Annotated in this window: 19 protein-coding genes and 1 pseudogene; 14 read left to right on the forward strand and 6 right to left on the reverse strand. The window is 46.5% G+C overall.

The window, feature by feature from the left end:
* Positions 1-902, forward strand: a 902-nt coding sequence (locus H6F50_RS13675; RefSeq protein WP_190429118.1) for a peptidylprolyl isomerase, incomplete at its 5' end; no start/stop codon positions are given.
* A gap of 99 nt (positions 903-1001) precedes the next feature.
* Positions 1002-1313, forward strand: coding sequence for a hypothetical protein (locus H6F50_RS13680; protein WP_190429119.1), 312 nt, complete (start codon positions 1002-1004; stop codon positions 1311-1313).
* A 337-nt stretch (positions 1314-1650) separates the two neighbouring features.
* Here the strand turns inward: H6F50_RS13680 and H6F50_RS27960 are convergent.
* The 4 genes and pseudogenes from H6F50_RS27960 to tyrS all read right to left on the reverse strand — a co-directional run bounded on the left by H6F50_RS27960 (position 1651) and on the right by tyrS (position 5763).
* Positions 1651-2506 (reverse strand): annotated as a pseudogene (locus H6F50_RS27960) (exosortase-dependent surface protein XDP2).
* 608 nt (positions 2507-3114) lie between these two features.
* On the reverse strand, positions 3115-3738 hold the full coding sequence (locus H6F50_RS13690; RefSeq protein WP_199292154.1) for a hypothetical protein: 624 nt from the start codon (positions 3736-3738) through the stop codon (positions 3115-3117).
* Positions 3735-4487: an orotidine-5'-phosphate decarboxylase gene (pyrF, locus tag H6F50_RS13695; protein ID WP_190429120.1), complete on the reverse strand. Its 753-nt coding sequence runs from the start codon at positions 4485-4487 to the stop codon at positions 3735-3737. The genes H6F50_RS13690 and pyrF overlap by 4 nt, the downstream gene beginning before the upstream one ends.
* Before the next feature lie 67 nt (positions 4488-4554).
* Entirely contained in the window at positions 4555-5763 is a 1209-nt protein-coding gene (gene tyrS, locus H6F50_RS13700) for a tyrosine--tRNA ligase (RefSeq protein WP_190429121.1), read from the reverse strand.
* 324 nt (positions 5764-6087) lie between these two features.
* Here tyrS and H6F50_RS13705 point away from each other — a divergent pair, with 324 nt between their 5' ends.
* Positions 6088-8007 carry a PBP1A family penicillin-binding protein gene (locus H6F50_RS13705; RefSeq protein WP_190410545.1) on the forward strand — a complete coding sequence of 640 codons (1920 nt, stop codon included), beginning with the start codon at positions 6088-6090 and terminating at the stop codon, positions 8005-8007.
* Positions 8008-8050: 43 nt separating this feature from the next.
* Here H6F50_RS13705 and H6F50_RS13710 read toward each other — a convergent pair whose 3' ends face one another.
* Positions 8051-8374 carry a DUF1825 family protein gene (locus tag H6F50_RS13710; RefSeq protein WP_190410546.1) on the reverse strand — a complete coding sequence of 108 codons (324 nt, stop codon included), beginning with the start codon at positions 8372-8374 and terminating at the stop codon, positions 8051-8053.
* Positions 8375-8453: 79 nt separating this feature from the next.
* On the opposite strand from H6F50_RS13710, the gene H6F50_RS13715 reads away from it, so the two are divergent.
* The 3 genes from H6F50_RS13715 to H6F50_RS13725 all read left to right on the forward strand — a co-directional run bounded on the left by H6F50_RS13715 (position 8454) and on the right by H6F50_RS13725 (position 10019).
* Positions 8454-8633, forward strand: a complete 180-nt coding sequence (locus tag H6F50_RS13715; RefSeq protein ID WP_190429122.1) for a hypothetical protein — start codon at positions 8454-8456, stop codon at positions 8631-8633.
* Between the two features lie 422 nt (positions 8634-9055).
* A complete protein-coding gene (locus H6F50_RS13720) occupies positions 9056-9439 on the forward strand; it encodes an NINE protein (RefSeq protein WP_190429123.1) in 384 nt (127 codons plus the stop codon).
* 31 nt (positions 9440-9470) lie between these two features.
* Positions 9471-10019 carry a ComEA family DNA-binding protein gene (locus tag H6F50_RS13725; protein WP_190410547.1) on the forward strand — a complete coding sequence of 183 codons (549 nt, stop codon included), beginning with the start codon at positions 9471-9473 and terminating at the stop codon, positions 10017-10019.
* A 76-nt stretch (positions 10020-10095) separates the two neighbouring features.
* On the opposite strand, the gene lepB is transcribed toward H6F50_RS13725, so the two are convergent.
* Positions 10096-10620, reverse strand: coding sequence for a signal peptidase I (lepB, locus tag H6F50_RS13730; protein WP_347277164.1), 525 nt, complete (start codon positions 10618-10620; stop codon positions 10096-10098).
* 589 nt (positions 10621-11209) lie between these two features.
* On the opposite strand from lepB, the gene H6F50_RS13735 reads away from it, so the two are divergent.
* The 8 genes from H6F50_RS13735 to H6F50_RS13770 all read left to right on the forward strand — a co-directional run bounded on the left by H6F50_RS13735 (position 11210) and on the right by H6F50_RS13770 (position 20990).
* On the forward strand, positions 11210-12055 hold the full coding sequence (locus tag H6F50_RS13735) for an XDD3 family exosortase-dependent surface protein (protein ID WP_190410549.1): 846 nt from the start codon (positions 11210-11212) through the stop codon (positions 12053-12055).
* Positions 12056-12255: 200 nt separating this feature from the next.
* Complete coding sequence (locus H6F50_RS13740) at positions 12256-13689, forward strand: S-layer homology domain-containing protein (RefSeq protein WP_190429125.1); 1434 nt, start codon at positions 12256-12258, stop codon at positions 13687-13689.
* Positions 13690-14002: 313 nt separating this feature from the next.
* Complete coding sequence (locus H6F50_RS13745; RefSeq protein WP_190429126.1) at positions 14003-15046, forward strand: SGNH/GDSL hydrolase family protein; 1044 nt, start codon at positions 14003-14005, stop codon at positions 15044-15046.
* An 808-nt stretch (positions 15047-15854) separates the two neighbouring features.
* A complete protein-coding gene (locus tag H6F50_RS13750; protein ID WP_190429127.1) occupies positions 15855-16991 on the forward strand; it encodes an SGNH/GDSL hydrolase family protein in 1137 nt (378 codons plus the stop codon).
* An 87-nt stretch (positions 16992-17078) separates the two neighbouring features.
* On the forward strand, positions 17079-18152 hold the full coding sequence (locus H6F50_RS13755) for a M20/M25/M40 family metallo-hydrolase (protein ID WP_190429128.1): 1074 nt from the start codon (positions 17079-17081) through the stop codon (positions 18150-18152).
* A gap of 70 nt (positions 18153-18222) precedes the next feature.
* Entirely contained in the window at positions 18223-18687 is a 465-nt protein-coding gene (locus H6F50_RS13760; RefSeq protein WP_190410554.1) for a CBS domain-containing protein, read from the forward strand.
* A 96-nt stretch (positions 18688-18783) separates the two neighbouring features.
* On the forward strand, positions 18784-19449 hold the full coding sequence (gene nblB, locus H6F50_RS13765) for a phycobilisome degradation protein NblB (RefSeq protein WP_190429129.1): 666 nt from the start codon (positions 18784-18786) through the stop codon (positions 19447-19449).
* 710 nt (positions 19450-20159) lie between these two features.
* Positions 20160-20990: an exosortase-dependent surface protein XDP2 gene (locus H6F50_RS13770; RefSeq protein WP_190429130.1), complete on the forward strand. Its 831-nt coding sequence runs from the start codon at positions 20160-20162 to the stop codon at positions 20988-20990.
* Positions 20991-21069: the final 79 nt, after the last annotated feature.

A 21069-nucleotide genomic window follows, 5' to 3' on the forward strand; every position in this document is an offset into this window, starting at 1 on the left:
TAGAAGATATTTCCATACAACTGCGAAGTAAGCGTTGGAGTGCGATCGCCAGCGATGTTAGCAAGGCATCTCGAATTTTAAGCGATCGCTCCTCCGACTTGCTCGCGGGCGTCCCCCCGTCGCAAAAATCTCAAGCAGAAGCCCTAATTGCGAAGATGGAAGAACAATTCGGGAAGCTTCGAGAAACCGTGGAAGCCAAAGATAAAGACCAAACTCAGGCGGAACGGGGCAACGTTCTCGATCTCGTGGGTCAACTAGAAGAGCTAATGGTGCCGGGATTCCCCTTCGAGGTGCCCTCAGCGTACAGTAATCTGCCTCAACTCAAGGGACGCGCCACTATAGAAATGACAACTGAGAAAGGCCCCCTGACCCTAGTAGTAGACGGTTACAGTGCGCCCGTAACTGCGGGTAACTTTGTAGATTTAGTCCAGCGTGGTTTCTATGACGGGCTAGAATTCGTCCGCGCCGAAGACTCCTACGTGCTGCAAGTGGGAGATCCTCCCGGCCCAGATCAGGGGTTTATTGACCCAGAAACTGGCAAATACCGGGCGGTTCCGTTAGAAGTGCTGGCGAGAGGCGACAAAGAACCCACCTATGGCATTACCTTAGAAGACGCGGGGCGTTACCTCGACCTACCCGTGCTTCCTTTTTCAGCTTATGGTGCCTTAGCAATGGCTCGTCCGGAAACAGAACCCAACGGCGGTTCTTCTCAGTTCTTTTTCTTCCTATTTGAGCCAGAACTAACCCCAGCCGGTCGTAACCTGTTGGATGGGAGATATTCAGTTTTTGGCTATCTAACCAAGGGCAAAGAAGTTCTGGAAAAACTAGATGCGGGCGACAAAATTGTCTCCGCCAAGGTAATTCAGGGTGCGGAGAATTTAGTTCCGCCGCAAACTGCATAAACATCCAGCACCGATAAAGAGCTATTAATAGGGTGGGTGGGACAGCAATGCCAACATTGCGCGATCGCCCACCCTCTCTGCTATAAGATCGGGAAATTTATGGCAATTGTTGAGGTAATTTTTGTCGTTACCGTCAGTGTGATGGCGGGTTTGTTGTTTTACAATGCCTCCCAGCAACGACAGCAGCAGATGCAGCTAGAAAATTCTTTTTATCAATTGCTGGAAGCTCAAGATAGTTGTATTTCGCTCATTCAACTGACAGCAGCAGCCAGAGTAGATGTCCCATTAGCGAAGGAATACCTGGATCGTCAGGTGCAGATGTTTGGAGTGCTGCCAGAAGTAGATGCTGATGGAGATACCTTTTACCGCTTTCCTAAGCTGAAGCGGGATTTTGCTTCAGACAGAAATTAGCGTGAAGTAAGGAAATAGAGCGATCGCGTTTTTTTGGGGAGTAGATGAGGCGCAATTTGCTTCTCTTTGCTCTCTTACTTTCTGGCAAATCCGCTTTAAGTTTTTGCGCCTCTATAGTAATCCGATTAGAGTTGTCAGATGCTAGCGGTTTGGATACCCGGCTTCTCCCTCGAAGTCGGGTATTTTGCCTTCAGGAGCAATAATAGTAGGTGTAGCTCCAGACGAATTCTAGTATCAGCAACTAAACAACGAGGACTAGAAGCGTTATCCACTTTCTAGCCCTCATTTTCATGTTCACTTTCACTCAGTCTTTATGAACGTAAATCTTCTCTAAAACCTAGCTAGCTTTGCGGCTTCGACGCCGACGAATTGTCATTAACGATCCAGCTACCAATCCCAAGCCAGCAAGCGTGGCTGGTTCAGGAACTTTTTGTTCTCTAGCCATTACTTTAAAGTCTGGGCCATTGTAACTCGCGTCTGCTGTCACTCGGATACCTGCTAGAGAAGTAATTCCCAATTGCGCTAGGCTAACTCCCCAAGAACCAACCTCTTGACTTCCACTAATTTCCATTGTGTCAATGCTATAACCTGCGGCAAACTGATCGGTTCGCTTGAGTTTTAGAAAATTACCAATGAGGTTGCCAGCTTTATCAATTGCTTGAATACCTAAATCGCTGTTCTTGCCCCGTTCCCAGAAAAAGAGGTTGTCTAATCCTGTCTTATCTGCACGAACTAGGTTATTGAAGAAAAGGTTGATACTAATGGAACCTTTATCCTCAGTATCAATAATGTTGTTGAGGTTTTGGTTGCCCAGATAAGTAGCAATATCAGTATTGGTTGGATTTTTAATTCCAGATACTTCAACACCGTTTGGTTTGCTAGCTTTATCACCTCTATCTGTGCTAGCAGCCCCCGTATTATTGTTGTAGCCACCGGCTTCTGGATTGGCAGTTTCTCCCTTCTTGCCAGTGAGACTGATAAGAGTATTAGAGAGAATCTTAGCCTCTTTAACCAGATTAAAACTATCAAATGTAACTTTCTTTATTCTGAGTAATCGACTGAAGCCAAATGTCTGCCTCGGAGTTACTTTTTTGGCTGACGTTGGTTTGGAAGCTTGCAGCTTGCGCTGAACTAGAAATCGTGAAAATTCCGATAGCTAAGCCTAGAAAAGCTGATGTGCGCTGAAAATTCATTCTTTTAATCCTCTGGTAGTTGCCCATTTAGAGACTTTGATGGAAGGTATTAGTCGAAGGTTTTCAGTGACCGATGCTCCCAATACACAGCAAATCGTTAAACCACAACTTTATTGAGTATCCCTAAACTAAAACTTTAGTTAAATGACTAAAGTTCTACCTTAATACCCTTTCCTACAAATCAAGCTGCCAATTCCCAAACAAATTATTTAGCTTTTTTAGCTAACTTGTTTAAGAATTTGGCACCATTTCATCCTAAGAGTAAAGATTAGTTAAGTCATCCTGGAAGCTACGGAAATTAAAATTAGAATGCTTCTTGCTGTGCGTAAAATTTCGGATACCTTGAAAATGTTGTTAGAGATACAGAAGTTTTATTTAAAGGAATTACCTATAAAAGTAAAACTTTAGATAGATAGCAATCGCACTTTTAAAAGCTAGAATCACGCATTCAAGTAAAAACTTGTAGATAATGATGAAATTACTGAGAAAAAATTACTGAGACGCATTAGAAATTAACCATCATTTAAGTAAAAGATGGATGAATTCCCCTTGAAGTTACGGAAGTGTCAAAAAAAATGCTCGCTTCTTATGCGTGAGAGTTCGGAGATTTAGAGCGATCGCACTTTTCCCACCCGGCAATCTTGCAACCAATTCCGAACTGCCTGACCAATGATGCCATTACTGCTATCGCGCGGCGGTGTAGGGGGTCGTCCTCCCGGAGAAGGGCCAGTACGGGAAAACATGAGTGCTAGGCTCCAACCACTGTCAGTTTGAGCCAGAAATAGCCAGTGATACTGCTGTAATTCAATTGCCTTGCCAGCCGTATATTGTCGCTCCAAGGTGGTAATGAATAGCTGCTTGGGGGCTGCGGCCAGTTCGGCTGGAGTCGTTGGGGTATATTGACCGGGACCCAAGCTAAGCGGCTCAAATTCCGGGCGTCCAGCGATAATCACCGAACTAGAAGAAATATCAACTTTTCTGCTGCGGCGTCGAGCACGTTGATTGACCCGATTCGCATAACTGGGTAAATCGCGCAGGAGTAGAAGTGTGAGGTTTTCTAAATTATTGGGGCAAGCAGAAAGCTGCCGGGGCAGAGAAACCCTGTTACTGTTGAGTGCAGGGGCGGAGTTTCCTTGTCCCGGTTGAGTGCTGAATGCAGCGAACAGCGAACAGCCAGAAATCAGAAGTAACCGCCTAACTTCTAACAACTGACGCTTTCGACCTGAGTTCATGAAACCCCTGTTAGCTCGTCACAAATTCTTGCCCAAGCCGCAACAGGGTCAGAGGCGGCGGTAATCGGACGTCCGATTACCAAGTAATCAGCGCCTGCTTGGAAAGCTTGGGTGGGGGTGAGCGATCGCTTCTGATCTCCCGCTTCTGCCCAAGAGGGGCGCACACCCGGACACACCAGCAGAAAATCATCGCCGCAAGTCTGCCGCAGCTGGTCTGCCTCTTGGGGGGAACAAACCGCCCCAGCCAGCCCCGCTTCTTTGGCTAGCAGCGCCATCTGTAAGGCATACTCTGGCAGTTCTAGCGGTATTTTTAGCTCAAAGGCTAGCTGGCGCGAGGTGAGACTGGTCAACAGCGTAATCGCAATTAAATTGGGGGGTGTCACCCCTACCTCCTCTGCGCCCTCCTGTGCCGCTGCTACTGCCCCCTGCAAGGCACCGCGACCGGCAGTTGCATGAATTGTCACTAAATCCACCCCGTAGCGGGCAGCGGCGCGACAAGCCCCAACAACCGTGTTGGGGATATCGTGAAACTTCAGATCCAGAAAAATTCGCTTTTGCCGGTCTTTGAGCGCCGTTAAGATTTCCGGCCCACTGCTGACAAATAGCTCTAACCCCACCTTCCAGAATGACACTTGGGGCAATTGATCGACGAGCGCGATCGCGGCTTCCTTTGTCGGCACATCCAGCGGCACGATGATGCGCTCTGTGACTGACTTAGGGGATTCTAGGCGAGTAGGATTTGGGTTCACGGGTAGGAGTAAGGCTGAAAAAATCGACTTGGCAACCAGAGTGAATTTTTCAATTCACTCGCTCACCTTAGCTTACAAGGCGGACAAATCGCTTTTTCCCCACACTCAGGATGCGTCCGGCTAGTTGTTCGGGCGTGTCAAAGACGAGATCGATCGTGTCAACGCGATCGCCATCTAGTCGTACGCCACCCTCTTGTATTCGCTGTCGTGCTTCCGAACTACTTTTACACAGACCGCTAGCACTGACAATGTAGAAAAACTTAGCCGGAAATTGCACGCTCGAAAGCGAAAATTCCGGTACATCGTCAGTTTTTCCCTTCCTCGCTTCCTCCGCGGCTTGCTGACCGTGGTACTGCTTCACAATCTCGAACGCAAGTTCTTGCTGGCGATCGCGCGGAGTTTCTGGCAGCCGATCCAAAGGCAGATCCGTCAGGAGTTCAAAATACTGCTCCAACAGCTCATCTGGAATCTTTTCCAGCTTCTGATACATCGGAGTTGAGCGTTCCGATAGCCCCACATAATTGCCCAGAGACTTCGACATTTTCTGGACGCCATCTGTCCCGATCAAAATCGGCATCAACACCCCAAACTGAGGCTTCTGACCAAAATGTCGCTGTAAATCTCGCCCTACGGCAATATTAAATTTCTGATCGGTTCCTCCCAACTCCACATCCGCTTCTACCGCCACAGAATCATAACCCTGCATTAATGGGTAGAGAAACTCATGCAGATAAATCGGATTTTCTTGTTCAAAACGGAGAGCAAACCCCTCCTTCGCCAGCATCTGTCCCACCGTCATCGTGGCGAGTAATTCCTGAATTTTTGCCAAATCTAGTTTGCCCAGCCACTCGGAGTTGTAACGAATTTCCAACCGTCCCGGCGTATCGAAATCCAGGATTGGACGCACCTGATCCAGATACGTCTGGGCATTTTGAGCCACTTCCTCTGCTGTCAGCTGGCGGCGTACCTCAGACTTCCCCGTTGGATCGCCAATCCGAGCCGTAAAATCCCCCAGAATTAGAACAGCCGTGTGACCAGCATCCTGAAGCGATCGCAACTTTCGCATGGGGATAGTATGACCGAGATGAATCTCTGCACCTGTCGGATCGATCCCATACTTCACCCGCAAAGGTCGGTCAGTCTGCGCTAACCGTTGAGCCAAATTCTCCGCCGGGTCAGAAGAATCAGGCTGATTGGGAAAAATTTCGCTGACGCCGCGATAGAGCCAACTGAGGGCTTCTGGAGGCGTTTTTGCCGATGATACACTAGCGGTCATGCTTTGCCAAAACTCAATCGGGTATGGTAACTAATCACTATATTTGTATTTAATGCAAGTTCAAGGCAAATCAGATTAGTATAATTTGCAAAAATTGTTAAAATCTCCATGCCCGATTTCAAAATTTTAGGAACAGGCTGCACTTATGATGCTATAGCAGATCAGTTTCCTCCCCGGTCTAACCTCCCGATCGCATTCCCGGACAGATTTTAAAATCGTCCCTCCGGCTGCCCCTGGAAAGTCTTTGTAATTTCAATCAGCAAAGCCCTATCCAGTCGCACAACATCAAAGTCCCACATTTTTTAGTGAGGAAGTGAAATCCCCGTGTCGTCTAGCACTATTCAAGACAAACACTCGCGAGAGCCAGTCCCACCGATTTTTAAGTTCATGCAGGGAGTCGGGAAAGCAACGGGCGGAACCCTCCTCGGCATCACCATGCTTACCAGTTCGGTAGCTGCTGGTGGACTGGTTGGATTAGCAATTAGCTTCCGTAACCTGCCAGATGTGCGCGTTCTCCGCAGCTATGCGCCTACTGAAACTTCTTACATCTACGATGTTAAGGGCAAGCACCTCACCAGTCTCCACGGCGAAGCCAATCGCGAAATCGTCCCCCTTGACCAAATTTCTCCTGAACTGAAGCGGGCGGTTCTCGCAATTGAAGATAGCCACTTTTACTTCCACCAAGGCATCAACCCCAACAGCGTTGGTCGTGCTGTCCGAGCAAACTGGCAGAAGGGTTCGGTTGTTGAGGGCGGCTCGACGATCACCATGCAGTTGGTGAAAAACCTATTTCTCTCTCGCAAGCGTACCTTTAGCCGCAAAATTGCTGAAGCTGTGCTGGCAATTCGTTTGGAGCAAATCTTTAAGAAAGACCAAATTTTAGAAATGTACCTCAATCAGGTGTATTGGGGTCACAACAATTACGGTGCCCAAACCGCATCTGAAAGCTACTTCGGCAAAAAAGCTGCTGACCTCAACTTGGCAGAGGCGTCAATGTTGGCAGGGATGATTCAGGCTCCAGAAGACTACAGCCCTTTCACCAACTACAAGCTCGCCAAACAGCGACAAGCGCAGGTGTTGGGTCGGATGAAAGAGTTGGGGTGGATTACAGCCCAAGAGGAAGCAGCCGCCCGCAAGCTAACTATTAAAAAGGGCCAGCTGACTTCTTGGCAAACCAGCGAACTACCTTACATCACAGATGCAGTCGTGGCTGAGTTGAAAGAGCGCTTTGGCCCGGATGCAGTGCTAAAAGGGGGAATGCGAGTCCAAACTACCATCGACTACAAATTCCAGCGGATGGCGGAACAAAAGGTCAGTCGTTGGCATAGAAGACTTCAGGGTTGGGGAGTTTATAACAACCAAATTGCTCTGGTGGCAGTCGATCCTCGGACGCATTTTGTGAAAGCCTTGGTTGGCGGGGTTAATTACAAAAAAAGTAAGTTTAATCGGGCAACCCAATCGCTACGCCAGCCAGGATCTGCCTTTAAACCATTTGTTTACTATACGGCGTTCGCGACTGGGAAATATTCGCCCTATTCCACGGTCTACGATTCGCCAGTCAGCTATCGAGATGGAGGGGGCTATTACTCTCCTAGAAACTACGGCGGCGGCTACTCCGGTGCGATGAGCATTCGCCAAGCCCTCGTCGTCTCTGCGAATGTGCCTGCGGTGAAAATCGGACGGTCTGTGGGGCTGGATAAGGTAATTGAAACCTTGCGGACGATTGGCTTTAAGAGTCCAATTGAGCCGGTGATTTCCTTGCCTCTGGGAGCGATTGGTGTGACGCCGTTGGAAATGGCTGGCGGCTATGCCACGTTTGCCAGTAATGGCTGGCATTCTGATACCACGCTGATTGTCCGGGTAACAGACAGCCGAGGCAATGTGTTGCTCGATAACACTCCTAAACCCCGTCTGGTGTTAGACCCGTGGGCGACTGCATCTCTGACTCAAGTGCTGCAAGGGGTGATCAGTGGCGGTACGGGGAAAGCTGCACAGATAGGTCGTCCGGCGGCTGGTAAGACGGGTACGACTTCTTTAGAGAAAGATGTTTGGTTTGTGGGCTATGTCCCGCAAATGTCAACGGCTGTGTGGATTGGCAAGGATAACAACCGCAGCTTAGGGGGTGGTGTTACAGGAGGCCAGTACGCCGCTCCGATTTGGCGCGATTTTATGTCAACGGCTATGTCTGGCGAACCCGTGCAATACTTCCCATCGCCTTCCAAATTTGAGCGACCCCGCTCATAATTTGAGATTTTGGATTTTGGAGTGAATCCAAAATCCAAAATCTTTAGGGTTGCTTGGACAGTTCGGATTTCATCCGCTCTAGGGTGAGGTTCATTTGGTCAAACATTTGAGCTGGAGTGATGCCAAATTGACCAAGCTGGGTATGTAGCTGCTGTACTGTCATTTGAGCCATGAAGTCATCAGATAGCTCGAATCGCTTCATAAAGACGCGATAGCGATCCATCATGGCTTCCATTTGCTCAATGAAAATCTTTTTTCCTTCGAGATCGAATTTGCCATAGTGGCTTCCCAGTTGGATCAGGGATTGATAATCTTCAAATAGCTGCTTGGCTTCTTGCTGAACAATTTCTGAATCAAAAAATCCCATAGCCTTTTCTTTTTCCCGTTAATGGGCTTCCCCGCCAAGGAGAAGTTTACTGCTTTGAGTATCATTTTAGTGCAGCCCAATGTTTCCGTTATATTCGGTTTTCCGTATTAACGGCGATCGCGCTCTAAATCCTCGATCGCTTTTTCCCAATACCATTCCTCTGATTTACCTGGATGCCTCTGTTTTAACCGCTCCACTAGCCGCATTGCAGCTGCCCTATCCCCACTCAACAGTCTCAGCAGCTTGTTTTGTCGTTTAATTGTGGGTTGGTGACGCTGATGTCTACTTTCCTTGGCGGATGATTGTTTGGCAGATGATTGTTAAGTGATGAAATTGCCAGAAAAAATAGCTAGCAGCAAAATGAAGCCGAGTCTGATAGCAATACCGATTGTCCAAGATGGCATCCGATCGCCTACTTACCATTGACAAGTTTTTAAGGAAAGTCTATCCAGTTTCTCAGTAATTATCAGCGCCCAGCATCTGCAAGCCTTCTCAAGGAAAAAAATCAATATTATGGAAGAAGACAATTGCTTCCATCGCAAGTATGGTCTCGATAGGAAAATTCTCTGCTTTCCCTAAGCTTTTTTCCAGAGAATTTGGCAGTAAAATTTGGCAGCAGCATTGGGAAGCAGGAAATCAGTCTGCAAGCAAGAGCCAAGGGGTCATGGAGTGGTGCGGTTCATGTTAACAAAGGCAAAAAATCGAAAAGTTGCAGCTATCTTGGCGTTGGTGGGGGCAGTGATACCCGTTGCTGGATTCCACAAGTTTTATATGGGACAGCCGGTATGGGGTCTGGCTTATTTGCTCTTGTCGTGGGGAACACCGATTCCTCGGATTGCTAGCGCGATTGAAGGGTTTTGGTATTTAGTCCAAGATGGGGATGAGTTTGACCGGAATTTTAATTTGGGCGTGGAACCGGCTGTCTCCTCTGTCGGCGTCGATCCCAATCGGGTGGGTGCGATCGCAGATGCATTGCGCCAACTGGACAGCCTGCGGGAAGAGGGACTGATCTCAGAATATGAATTTGAGCAAAAGCGCCGTCAATGGCTCGATCGCATCGCTTGACATTTATGGCACTTTTTGATGGCACTGGTTTATGGCACTTTTTGAATGGCTACCACCCGCAGCTCGATTAAATCCGAATTTGCAGTCAATTCGGGGCAGGATTTTGAACGATCCCTACTACCGCCTGCAATCAACTCAAGAAATTGCGATCGCAGCGGAACTTGGTATCAAGATTGATGCAAATCAGGCAAGTGTAGACGATTGGCTGAGATTACCAGGCTTATCAATTCATCAAGCGCGATCGCTCGTTTCCCTCGCTCGATCTGGCGTTCAGTTTTTCTGCATCGAGGATATTGCAGCAGCGCTAGGAATGCCACCTGCTCGGCTAAAACCTCTAGAGGCAGTGATTAGATTTTGTTACTACGACGACTCTAGTTTGGCAACGCCGCAACTCATCAACCCGAATACGGCATCTGTCGAAGAACTGATGCAGATTCCATTGATTGACGCGGTTCTCGCCGTAACAGTAGTGCAAAATCGTCTCGTTGCGGGGTCGTACCGCAACCTAGTTGATTTCCAGCAACGGCTATCGCTTCCTGGAAATCTAACTGCCCAATTAATGCATTATTTGCGATTTTGAATAAGTTATCGGGAAAAGTGATGAGTTTTCAGTTTTGAATTGAACACACATAAAACTCATCACTCAAAACTTTGACTTAAGTGCAGCTAATCCGGCTAAGAGGCCAGAAGCGGAAGAAGGCGCGACCAATGATATTTTCTTGGGGTAAGAAGCCCCAAACGTGGGAGTCGTTGCTGTTATTACGGTTATCTCCCATGACTAATACCTGGTCTTCAGGCACCAGCGCTGGTCCCCACTGATATTCTGGGGGTTCTGCGATGTAGTCTTCCTGGAGGGGCGAGTCGTCCACGTAGACCTTACCATTTTGAACTTTAACGACGTGACCCGGTGTGCCAATCACTCGTTTAATAAAGGCTTGGTCTTTCGCATAGCCCTGAATTTGCAATTTTTGGGGAGGGTCAAAAACTACGATGTCGCCTGGGTGGGGTGCCCGAAAGCGATAAGAGATTTTTTCCACTACCAAGCGATCGCCCACTTGCAAGGTCGGCAGCATAGAATCAGAGGGAATATAGCGGGGTTCGGCAACAAAGGTTCGGATAAAAAGGGCTAAACATAGGGCAATCAATAGAATTTGCAGGTTTTCTCTTAATTGTTCCCATATTCCCCCTCCTGCTGCCTTTTTTTCTTTATGTCCCCCGGAATCTACGCCTTTGGGTTGCCCCTGTTTTGTCTTCTCAGCAACAACTGCCCCAGTTTGATTGACTCCGTCCTGGGAAGAAGCATCTGCCTGAATCTCAGACGGAAGTCCCAGTTGGGTCGAGTTTGAGGTAGCAAATTGTGGAGATTCGTTGACGGCTGCTAAATCCTTTTCCTCAGATGCCATAGAAGTTTCAACTAAAAATATCTGGCGTTGTTAGCCACAGAGATAGTCTGGTTTATTTCAGCTCTCAGCCAAGATACCATGCGACCTCTGGTTTAGATCCATTGGATTTCAGGAGGGTGTAATATTTCTCAATCTTTAAAACTTATTTTTGTTCTAGTTTAACTAGGTTTACTGACTCTAAAAAGTTACCTTTATATTTTTATAGAGAAGTACTGATTTAATGAATCCATCTTTATGAAATTTTCTTGCTTTTAGGATTTCCGCAAAATCTCAAAGTTACGAGAAATCATCTAGAGACAATCCATAAGGTTATTGTTACAAATTAAGGGGGATTTAATTTAGGGTAAATAGAAGGAGCTTTCATAATATGAAATTGCGTAATTTTGCAACCTTAATGGCTGGCGCTGCGGCGGCTCTGTGCTTGGTATCTGTAACTGGGCAGCAGGCTAACGCAGGAACGATCTACAAAGATTGGAACTATGGAATTGATGCCTTTAATGATGGCTCTGGTGGTTCTGGTTATGAGATTAAGGGGATAGCAATCAAGGAAACCAGTGACAGCATTTTTGTCGCTCTGACTGGTGGTACGTCCTTGACAGGAACTTACGCGAGTGGCGCTGCTGACAAAAACATTGGTTGGGGAGATTTATTCTTTAATTTCACTGATAAAACTTTTAAAGCTGCTAGTGATGCAAAGAGTTTGTTTGGAATTCGCTTTGCAGCAACTAATGATTCAATGGTTTCCAGCACTGGCGTCTACCAAAATGTTCAAGCTGCTAGCGTCACTGCAACAAACGACGGATATAGCAGTTTGAAGCAATATTATAATTCTGGATGGGATCGGGAGAATACTCAAGGCACGGATTTGGCTACCAAAACGGATGCTTATGCATACTTCGGGGAAGGTTCCATTCTCAATGTAATTGGTTCAGGGACAAAAGTGGGTGACATTACCATGCTCACTGCCTCTGCATTGAGTACTGCTGGACTTGACTTCGCTAAATTCTCCGCAAGTGGTTCTCAGACGATTGGGTTCCAGTTTAGCAAGTCTCTGTTTGAAGGCGGTAATTACATTGCTAATACTTTTATTGAGTGCGGTAATGATGGGGTTGTCCTGAAAGGAAATCTTAAGGATGTACCAGAACCTTCTGGAATCGCTGGTATCGCTGTAGTAGGTCTGGTATTGGGCAGCAAACTGCGTAAGCGCCGTTGATTTTCGGGTTTATTTCGCGTTCATATGCAAAGAAAAACTTAGTGTATGAGCGCGAAATTATCATCCGTCCAATGTGCAACGCCCCTTGTTTGGGTAAGGTACATCTAGACAAGGTGCTAAAAAATGATATTGAACTGACTGGGAACACGTTTTACTTTCTGCGCTAGCGTAGAAAGTAAAACGTGTTCCCAGTTTGCCCTGTGTTGTCTAAACGTCCTGTTATACTTACCGGATTTATTGGTTGCTTGCTGATTTCCTTAAGTGCTTGCGCCAATAGTACCAACAGTGAAGCGCTGGAGCGATCGCTCGCAGCAGACCCTAAACTTAAGGACAATCCGGCTGCGTTTGGGTTGCCATCTCAAAATAACTCTCCGAACGAAACGCTTGTTGCACTCCCCTCTGATTTCCCATCGGAGATTCCCGTCTATCCAGAGGCTCAGCTGCAAGAAGTCACACCATCAACATCCGATCCCAATCAAGGACAGACCCTTCGTTGGACGACTACTGACCCCAGCAACTCTGTCCAAACCTTTTACCAGAAAGCATTTCAATCGAATAACTGGGAAATTGTGAGTCAGCCAACTGAGACTGAGGAGGGTGCTGTTCCTCCAACAGATATTTTAGTAGCTCGCCAGAATAACCTGAAAGTTACCGTTTCCATCCAGTCAGGTTCGGGTAGTAATAGTTTTATCTCAACACCCTCACCGACTCCAGCGACTGCTGCTAATAGTCCAGCGAGTAGTGCAGCTAGTACTACACAATTTACCATTCAGTATGTCCGCGACGGCAGCGCAGCAGCACCGTCATCCAGTAACTCAGAGGTCGCCAGTCAGCCAACGACTGAGGCAACGACCGACAAGCCTGGGTCGCCTTCTGAACCCTCTGTATTTACAGATATCAACAAAGCACCCCAAGAATTACGTCAGTACGTAGAAAACCTGGCAGCGTTGGGGGTACTTTCGCTCAACTCTGGTGGTTCCAAGAGTAATTCAGCCACAGGCGAACAGTTTGAGCCAAATAAAACCATCACCCGCCGCCAGTATGCGCGTTGGCTGGTAGCTGCGAATAATCAGATTTATAGCAATAGTCCGGGGAAGCAAATCCGTTTAGCATCAACAGATGTCCAACCGGCTTTCCAGGATATTCCCCGCAGCGACCCTGATTTTCCAGCCATTCAAGGTTTAGCGGAGGCAGGTTTAATTCCCAGTCGGTTGACGGGTGATGCTACCGCTGTGTTGTTTCGCCCCGATGCACCGCTTACCCGCGAAAACTTGATTCTCTGGAAAGTGCCCCTAGATACCCGCCAGACCTTGCCCACGGCTTCGGTTGACGCGGTGAAGCAAACGTGGGGATTTCAGGATGCAGGTAAAACTGAGCCGAAGGCGTTGCGGGCAGTATTGGCAGATTTTCAAAATGGGGAATTGGCAAATATCCGGCGGGTTTTTGGGTATACGACGCTGTTCCAGCCGAAAAAACCCGTGACGAGGGCTGAGGCGGCGGCGGCTGTCTGGTACTTTGGCGCTGAAGGTGAAGGGGTATCTGCTCAAGATGCTTTGCAGAGCCAGCGTCAACAGAGCCAGCCATCACCGACATCTACGCCGGAGCCTACACCGTCAAGTTCTGCTAATCAATAGCTTGACAATCAAAAACAGTCAATGAAGCGATCGCAATTAGGCAAAGTCCTTGCTGAAGATAAGCGATCGCTTCGCGCATTCTTTGGAATACAACAGCTTCTCTTTGAGAAGCGTAGATCGAGGCAGTTTCAGTACCTATTTAATAAAATTTTTAAAAGATAAATTATAATGCTACCCCCCATGTTTTTTCAATGAATTTAGCTTTAAATTCACAGAAACTTCACACTATTTTGGGAGAAGTTTGTAAGAACTTTATACAAAAGTTTATAGAGTTAGGAAAAATGTAGCAGAAAATACGGAGAAAGAGATCACTATGAAAAAACAAATTCTAGCCACAGGATTTGTTCTTTTTTCTTTCCTATTGCCACTTAAGGCAGTAGCGGCATCCTTTGATAGAATTTACGTCTTTGGTGACAGCCTCTCCGATACTGGAAATGTTTTCAATCTAACGGGAGGATCTTCTCCCAAAGCTCCACCCTACTATCAGGGACGCTTTTCTAATGGCCCGATTTGGGTAGATGCTCTGGCAAATAAGTTGGGATTAGCTCCGGCTCTGGTCACTGCGGGAGGAGCTAACTCTAGTGACAGTATTAACTTCGCTTTCGGTGGTGCTACCTCAGGAACCAATAACGTCGCTGGTCCGTTACCGGGATTGCAAACGGAGATCGATTGGTTTAAGAGTGATTTGGCGAAAACCAAGCAGTCTGCTGACTCAGAAGCTCTATATATAGTATGGGCTGGTGGTAATGATTACCTCGGTGGTGGCGTTACAGATCCAACTGAGCCTGTCAAGAATATATCGGCAGCGGTAACATCGCTTTTCAACCTCGGCGCTCGAAATTTCCTCGTAGCTAATTTACCAGATTTGGGAAAGGCTCCTGTCGGTCTTAGTGGCGGTATTGCCATGTCCAACGGTCTCAACCAGTTGACCGAATTCCATAACTCGGGCTTGAGCTATAGTCTTGGTGAATTGAGCAAGTCATTAGACGGAATCAAGCTCAAATCTCTCGATATCAATTCTTTATTTAACAATGTCATCACAAATAAAGAGACATTTGGTTTCACAAATGTGACTGACTCTTGCCTAACCAACTACGAGGGTCCCCAAGATTCCACCTACGATATATGCGATAACCCAGACAGTTATTTGTTCTGGGACAACATCCATCCCACAGCCGCTGGTCATAAGCTAGTGGCAGACTTAGCATTTGCAGCGCTGACACCCGCATCCGAACCTCAAAAAAGCGTTCCGGAACCGGCTTCTGCATTGGGTGTATTAGCAGTCGGTGCTTTAGGAGCAGGTTCGCTGAAGCGGCGCAAACCGAAAAAAGCCAGCTCAATAAAGACTGAAGTATAAAGGATGAGGACTCAAGGATGAAGGCGTTCCTGTTAAAGCCAAATTCACCGTTCATCCTTGATGTTTTACACTTGATACTTTTTAGATTTTAGGGACTTCTGGCCTCAAATGATAGATTTTCTAAGTTGAATAAGTCTATCAATAATTTACACAATTAGTATTGGTTTTAAGCGAGTGCTGATAGGTCTTTAACTCACGGCAAGTGTTAGATACTTGAATAGGAAAATTATTTAGTGAAGATAATTGGCAGAAGAAGGAAATTATACAATGTTTCTCATCTCCAAGCAGATAGAGCGGTTGAGGTATCGATGATTTGAATTAATTTAACGAGTTTTAAAGGGACGAGGAATCATTCTAATAATTCTAATAATTGATAAAACAAGTGACCGCAAAAAAAAGGACGAGATGGATGATATATAGCCAGTCTTGCAGTGGAAAATTAGGCAATATTGAAAAGAGATTGTGGCAGTCACATCTGATGGAGTAATTGACATAATTCTCCTACCGTTGGCATTTGAAGCCTATAAAAATTGCAGAATTTCTCCAAGCTGGATATAGCTGGAGATAGATAGTTGAACTAACTGAAAATTGCCACTCATATAATTTAATTAAAAAATTACAAGTTTTGGGCGTTCCCACACCTCTACAAATGTAAAAATTCCTATTGTCTGCTACCTAGAAAGACAGAAGGATGATAGTAGAGAAATGTATCTTTAGAGGGAAAAGTTTTTAGCTGTCAAATAGCAATTTAGTAAAAGACTAACTGACAAATAAACTTATTCGCTAGCCTGACTACAGAAAAAACACAATGTCCTTCCAAAGAGTGTTTTCTAGCCTGAGGGCAGTATTTCTTGTGAGTGCGTTACCCCTCAGCGCGATCGCTGGGTTGCCAACAGCAGTAAAAGCAGCAAGCTTATCGCCTCAGAATTTTAATGCAATTTATGTTTTTGGGGATAGCCTTTCCGATGATGGAAATCTGTTTGATGCTACGAAAGGATATATTCCGCCAGGCCCGGTTTACTCTGATGGACGTTTTTCCAACGGTCCAGTTTGGGTAGACTATCTCGCCCAATATTTAGGATTAACTTCCAATTCAAATATTAATCTGGCTTACGGTGGTGCAACTACGGGAAACAGTAACGTCTTGAACGATATCGTTCCTAGCGTAGTGCTGAATTTACCAGGCTTGCAGCAGCAGATTAATAACTTCAAAAAAGCCAATTTACCGGCTAATCCGGATGCATTATACATCGTATGGGCAGGTGGCAATGACTACATCGGTGGTGGCGTAACCAATGCTGCTATACCAGTCGGAAATTTATCGACGGCAGTAACGTCGCTTGCTACATTCGGCGCTAAAAATATCATGGTGGTCAACTTGCCAGATTTGGGGAAACTTCCGGACACCCGGACAAGCTCGAATTCAGCCAACCTCAGCGTCTTGACGGCGACTCATAACTCCGGCTTAGCTGCAAGCCTCAATGGTTTGAGCCAGAGTTTGAGCCAGAACCTAGGTGACAGCATCAAGATTATCCCCCTTGATGTTAATTCTCTATTCGATTGGGTCATCGCTAATCCGAGCGAATTTGGTTTGGGGAATGTTACTGAGGCTTGTTTAGACAAATTAATTGCCTGTGCTGTTAATGCAGACAAGTTTTTGTTCTGGGACAACATCCATCCGACGACGACTGCTCATAAGATATTAGGAAAATATGCTTTTTCAGTGCTAGGGCAACAGACTGAGGCATCTGCGATCGCTAGTAATAATCAGCTATTGAGACAATCCGCCTCTGCAACGCTGACGCCTGTACTGGTGTCCGACTCCCAGAAAAGCGTTCCCGAACCGGCTTCTACGTTCGGTATATTAACGTTTGGTGCTTTAGGCGCGGGTTTGGTGCTGAAACGCCAACAGACGAAAGCCAGCTCAATCAAGACTGAAGTATAAAGGATGAAGACTCAAGGATGAACAGGTTCGTATTCAGGCTAAATTTCACCGTTCATCCTTGATATTTCACACTTCATACTTTTAGGCATGGCTTTGTTGGATTACGACAATCTGTTTAACACCATTGAAGAATTAGTGCTGCATCATTCTCCTAGCGGTGCGGAAGAAGAAATTGACCAATTGTTGATGAGTCGATTTAAAGCGCTAGGGGTCGAAGTCTGGCAGGATAATGCCGGGAATATCATTGCAAAAATTGCCGGACAAAAGCAAGACAGAGGCATCGCTATCACCGCCCATAAAGACGAAATTGGCGGAATTGTCAAACAAGTCGGCGACGAGGGACGGGTGGAAGTCCGCAGGCTGGGAGGTGCGTTTCCTTGGGTTTATGGCGAGGGCGCTGTAGATTTACTGGGAGACGAGCAAACAATTACCGGGATTCTTTCTTTTGGATCGCGCCACATCTCCCATGAATCTCCTCAAAAATCCCAGCAAGAAGACAAACCAGTGCGCTGGGAAGATGCTTGGGTGGAAACCAAATGCACGTCCGAAGAATTAGAAATAGCGGGAATTCGACCGGGAACCCGCATGGTAGTCGGGAAGCATCGCAAGCGTCCCGTGCGGTTGAAGGATTGGATTGCCAGTTACACCCTGGATAATAAAGCGTCTGTCGCAATTTTGTTAGCGCTGGCTGAAACGGTAAAACAGCCTCCAGTTGATATTTATCTAGTGGCGTCTGCGAAAGAGGAAGTCGGGGCAATTGGCGCAATGTACTTTACTCAGAAGCAGCGTGTAGATGCTTTGATTGCGCTGGAAATCTGTCCTTTGGCTCCGGAATACCCAATCGCTGATGGGAATGCGCCGGTGCTGCTTTCCCAAGATGGTTACGGGATCTACGATGAAGCTTTAAATCGTCAGTTGCGGCAAGTTGCGAAGAATCTGAAGCTCCCCGTGCAATTGGCGACGTTGAGCGGTTTTGGCAGCGATGGCTCAATTGCGATGAAGTTTGGTCATGTCGCCCGTGCTGCGTGTCTGGCGTTTCCGACGCAAAACACGCACGGCTATGAGATTGCCCATTTAGGCGCGATCGCAAACTGTACGCATATCCTCCGCGCCTACTGCGAAACCGACTTTAGCGATTCGTCAACAGCAACTGATAACTGACAAAGGACAATTGATCCCTGCAATTCCTTACAATTAAGCCAGTTATCCTGTGACAGCAGTTAAGCCTTGTATGCCCAAAACTGTAGCCGATGTTATGAGCCGCGACCCTATCGTGGTACGGCCTGAAACGCCTCTCAAGGAGGCCATCCAAATCTTGGCAGAACGACACATCAGCGGTCTGCCAGTAGTCGAACAAACTGGCAAATTAGTGGGCGTTATCTCGGAAACTGACTTGATGTGGCAAGAAAAAGGGGTGACTCCCCCGGCTTACATCATGTTTCTAGACAGCGTGATTTACCTGCAAAATCCAGCCACCTTTGAACGAGACCTGCACAAGTCTCTGGGGCAAACGGTTGGGGAAGTAATGACCCACGATGCCATTACCATTACAGCCGAGAAACCTTTACGGGAAGCTGCGGCGCTGATGCACGAGCGAAATGTTCGCCGCTTGCCGGTGATTGATAAAAATGCTCAGGTGATTGGTATCCTCACCCGTGGGGATATTGTGCGGGCAATGGCATCTGAGGTGGATTAATCTTGGTCATTAGTCATTGGGAGTTTGCTGCAAAGGACTCATGACTAATGACTCATAACGAGTGACAACTGAAAACTAATCAATAATCAAATAATAATGAGCATTACCCCTGAGTCTGTTAAAGAATTACTGGGTTCAGAAAATTTTGGCGATCGCATTCGCGGTATTAACCAGCTGCGCCAGCTGGAAAGGGCGATCGCGTTTGAGCTGGTGCAACCAGCTGTGACAGACAGCAACACCCGCGTTAGATATGCCGCAGTCAGCCAGATGGATACTCTGGGACAAGAAGATTTGCAAACATCTTTGAGTGTTTTGCGCGATCGCTTATTCAATGACTCGGAAGCAGATGTCCAAGCTGCCGCTGCTGATGCTTTGGGAGCGCTACAGTTAAAAGAAGCTTTTGAGGACTTGCAGCAAGTTTACAACCAAACCCCAGAGTGGCTCGTTAAGTTCAGCATTGTTGCTGCTTTGGGAGAAATGGGCGACAGCAGAGGGTTTGAACTACTAGAAGAAGCCCTTACCTCTGGGAACGAATTAGTCCAAACTGCTGCTATCTCTTCACTGGGAGAACTGGGAGATCCGCGTGCAGTTCCCCTCATTGTTCCGTACTCCACCCATTCGGATTGGCAGATTCGCTACCGGGTCGTACAAGCACTCAAGCGTCTAGGTGGAGCAGAAGCACGCTCAACATTAGAAGCTCTAGCGAATGATGAAGTCGAGCAAGTAGCCCAGGAAGCACAAAATTGTTTAAAATCCGCTTGAATAACTGGTTAAAGTATCTCTAAAATTACCATAGCCTGATACAATCCGTTTTTTTGGCTGGAAATTAAACGGGCGAAGCATTCCTTTCCTTAACTAGGGGTTTATCCCCAACGTGGAAAGGGCTTCGCCCGTTTTCACATTTATTTTTTAAGTATTTTCTCGTAATAACTATTACCTTTAGCAAGTTTAAAAGTTAATTTCTCGGTATTTCCCACACTTGAATTCTTAGTATCTCAGTGTTTATTCGTATATTTAATTTATTTTTAAATGGTATGAAATTAGTAAACCGTATTTTCCCGGAAATTCCAAAAATTGTTTTTATTTAATCGTTAAAAATCCGGATACATATATATTCCCGCTTCTAAAGCCTTACTTCACACCAACTTTACAAGTTTTTGGAGAAACTACGGCTGATGTTAAAGAGTCAGTAAAGATACGTCCGAATGATTGCTATCCTCTCGAATGATTCCCTATATTAGGAAGAACAAAGCCAAGCATATTTACGCGGTCTCCTGAGTTTGCTACTAAAAGTTAGAGTCATCTCTTAGGTAATTGGTCTTCGTTCATCAGGTGCTTAAGTAGTTTTCAACGCACTCATCCGTATCACTCAAGCAAACTACTAGGTTCAACAAAAAAATAGCAACACGGCTCAATCCCTAAATATGCGGACATTAAAAATCTTGAACTTCGGATCAATTAAGGTGAACCAGATGAAACTTCAACAGACTTCAGCCTTCATGAGCTTAATGGCTGGCAGCCTTCTAGCTTTTTCCGCGACTTCAGCTCAGGCTTTCACTTTTTTCGAATTCACTACCACCTACTCTCCAAAACCTGCTAACCCCAAGAAAGATATCAAATTAGAAGCAGTTACTTTTGGTTCCACTACGATCAAAGATTTCTCGCTGGTTACAGATGCCAAAATTATCCAAAATGGCATAAGTACTGGCCCAGGCAGTTCCGAGCACGGCGATGAGACTGTCATCGATACATACCTGCCAGAAGGCCCCAAAAAGGAAAACCCGACTGCTGCTGATATCGTTGCTAGCTTAGGCAACCTGAATCTCAACAGCATCATTGACACTGAAGACCAACTAGAGAAAGGTGGAACATCTATAATTGAAGTTTTCTTCGGAACGGCAACAGACACATTCTTCTTCTGGGAACGAGGCAACGCTCTTACTAAGGACGATAAGGCTCCTGGGAACAGCGATCTATTGGTTCAGTCTCTGGATGAATCTGGAATCGTGCTAGAAGAGTTCAAGATTACCAGAAACATGTGGACGGATGCTAAGTACAGTCTCAACACCACAGAAATCGACTTCAATCAAAAGGTTGGTTCTTTAGGTCTGAAGGCGTCAAAGAAGGCTAAGGGTCTCCGGCTGTCAAGCTTTAACTTCAAGGGAGAAGGTGGTTACAACGGTCCTGACTATAAGGTAGTCGCTACCAGAGGCGTGCCTGAACCAGCAACTCTGGCGGGTTTAGGAATGGTAGCGGGTGCTTTAGTGGTTTCTCGCCGCCGCCGTCAAGCTGCTAAGTCCTAATTCTCCATTGTTTTAAACAATGCATATATTAATCGGGATTAGATGCTGAACAAGGCTTCTAGTCCCGATTTTTTGCCAA

Source organism: Coleofasciculus sp. FACHB-712 (assembly GCF_014695635.1).
Classification (GTDB): domain Bacteria; phylum Cyanobacteriota; class Cyanobacteriia; order Cyanobacteriales; family FACHB-T130; genus FACHB-T130.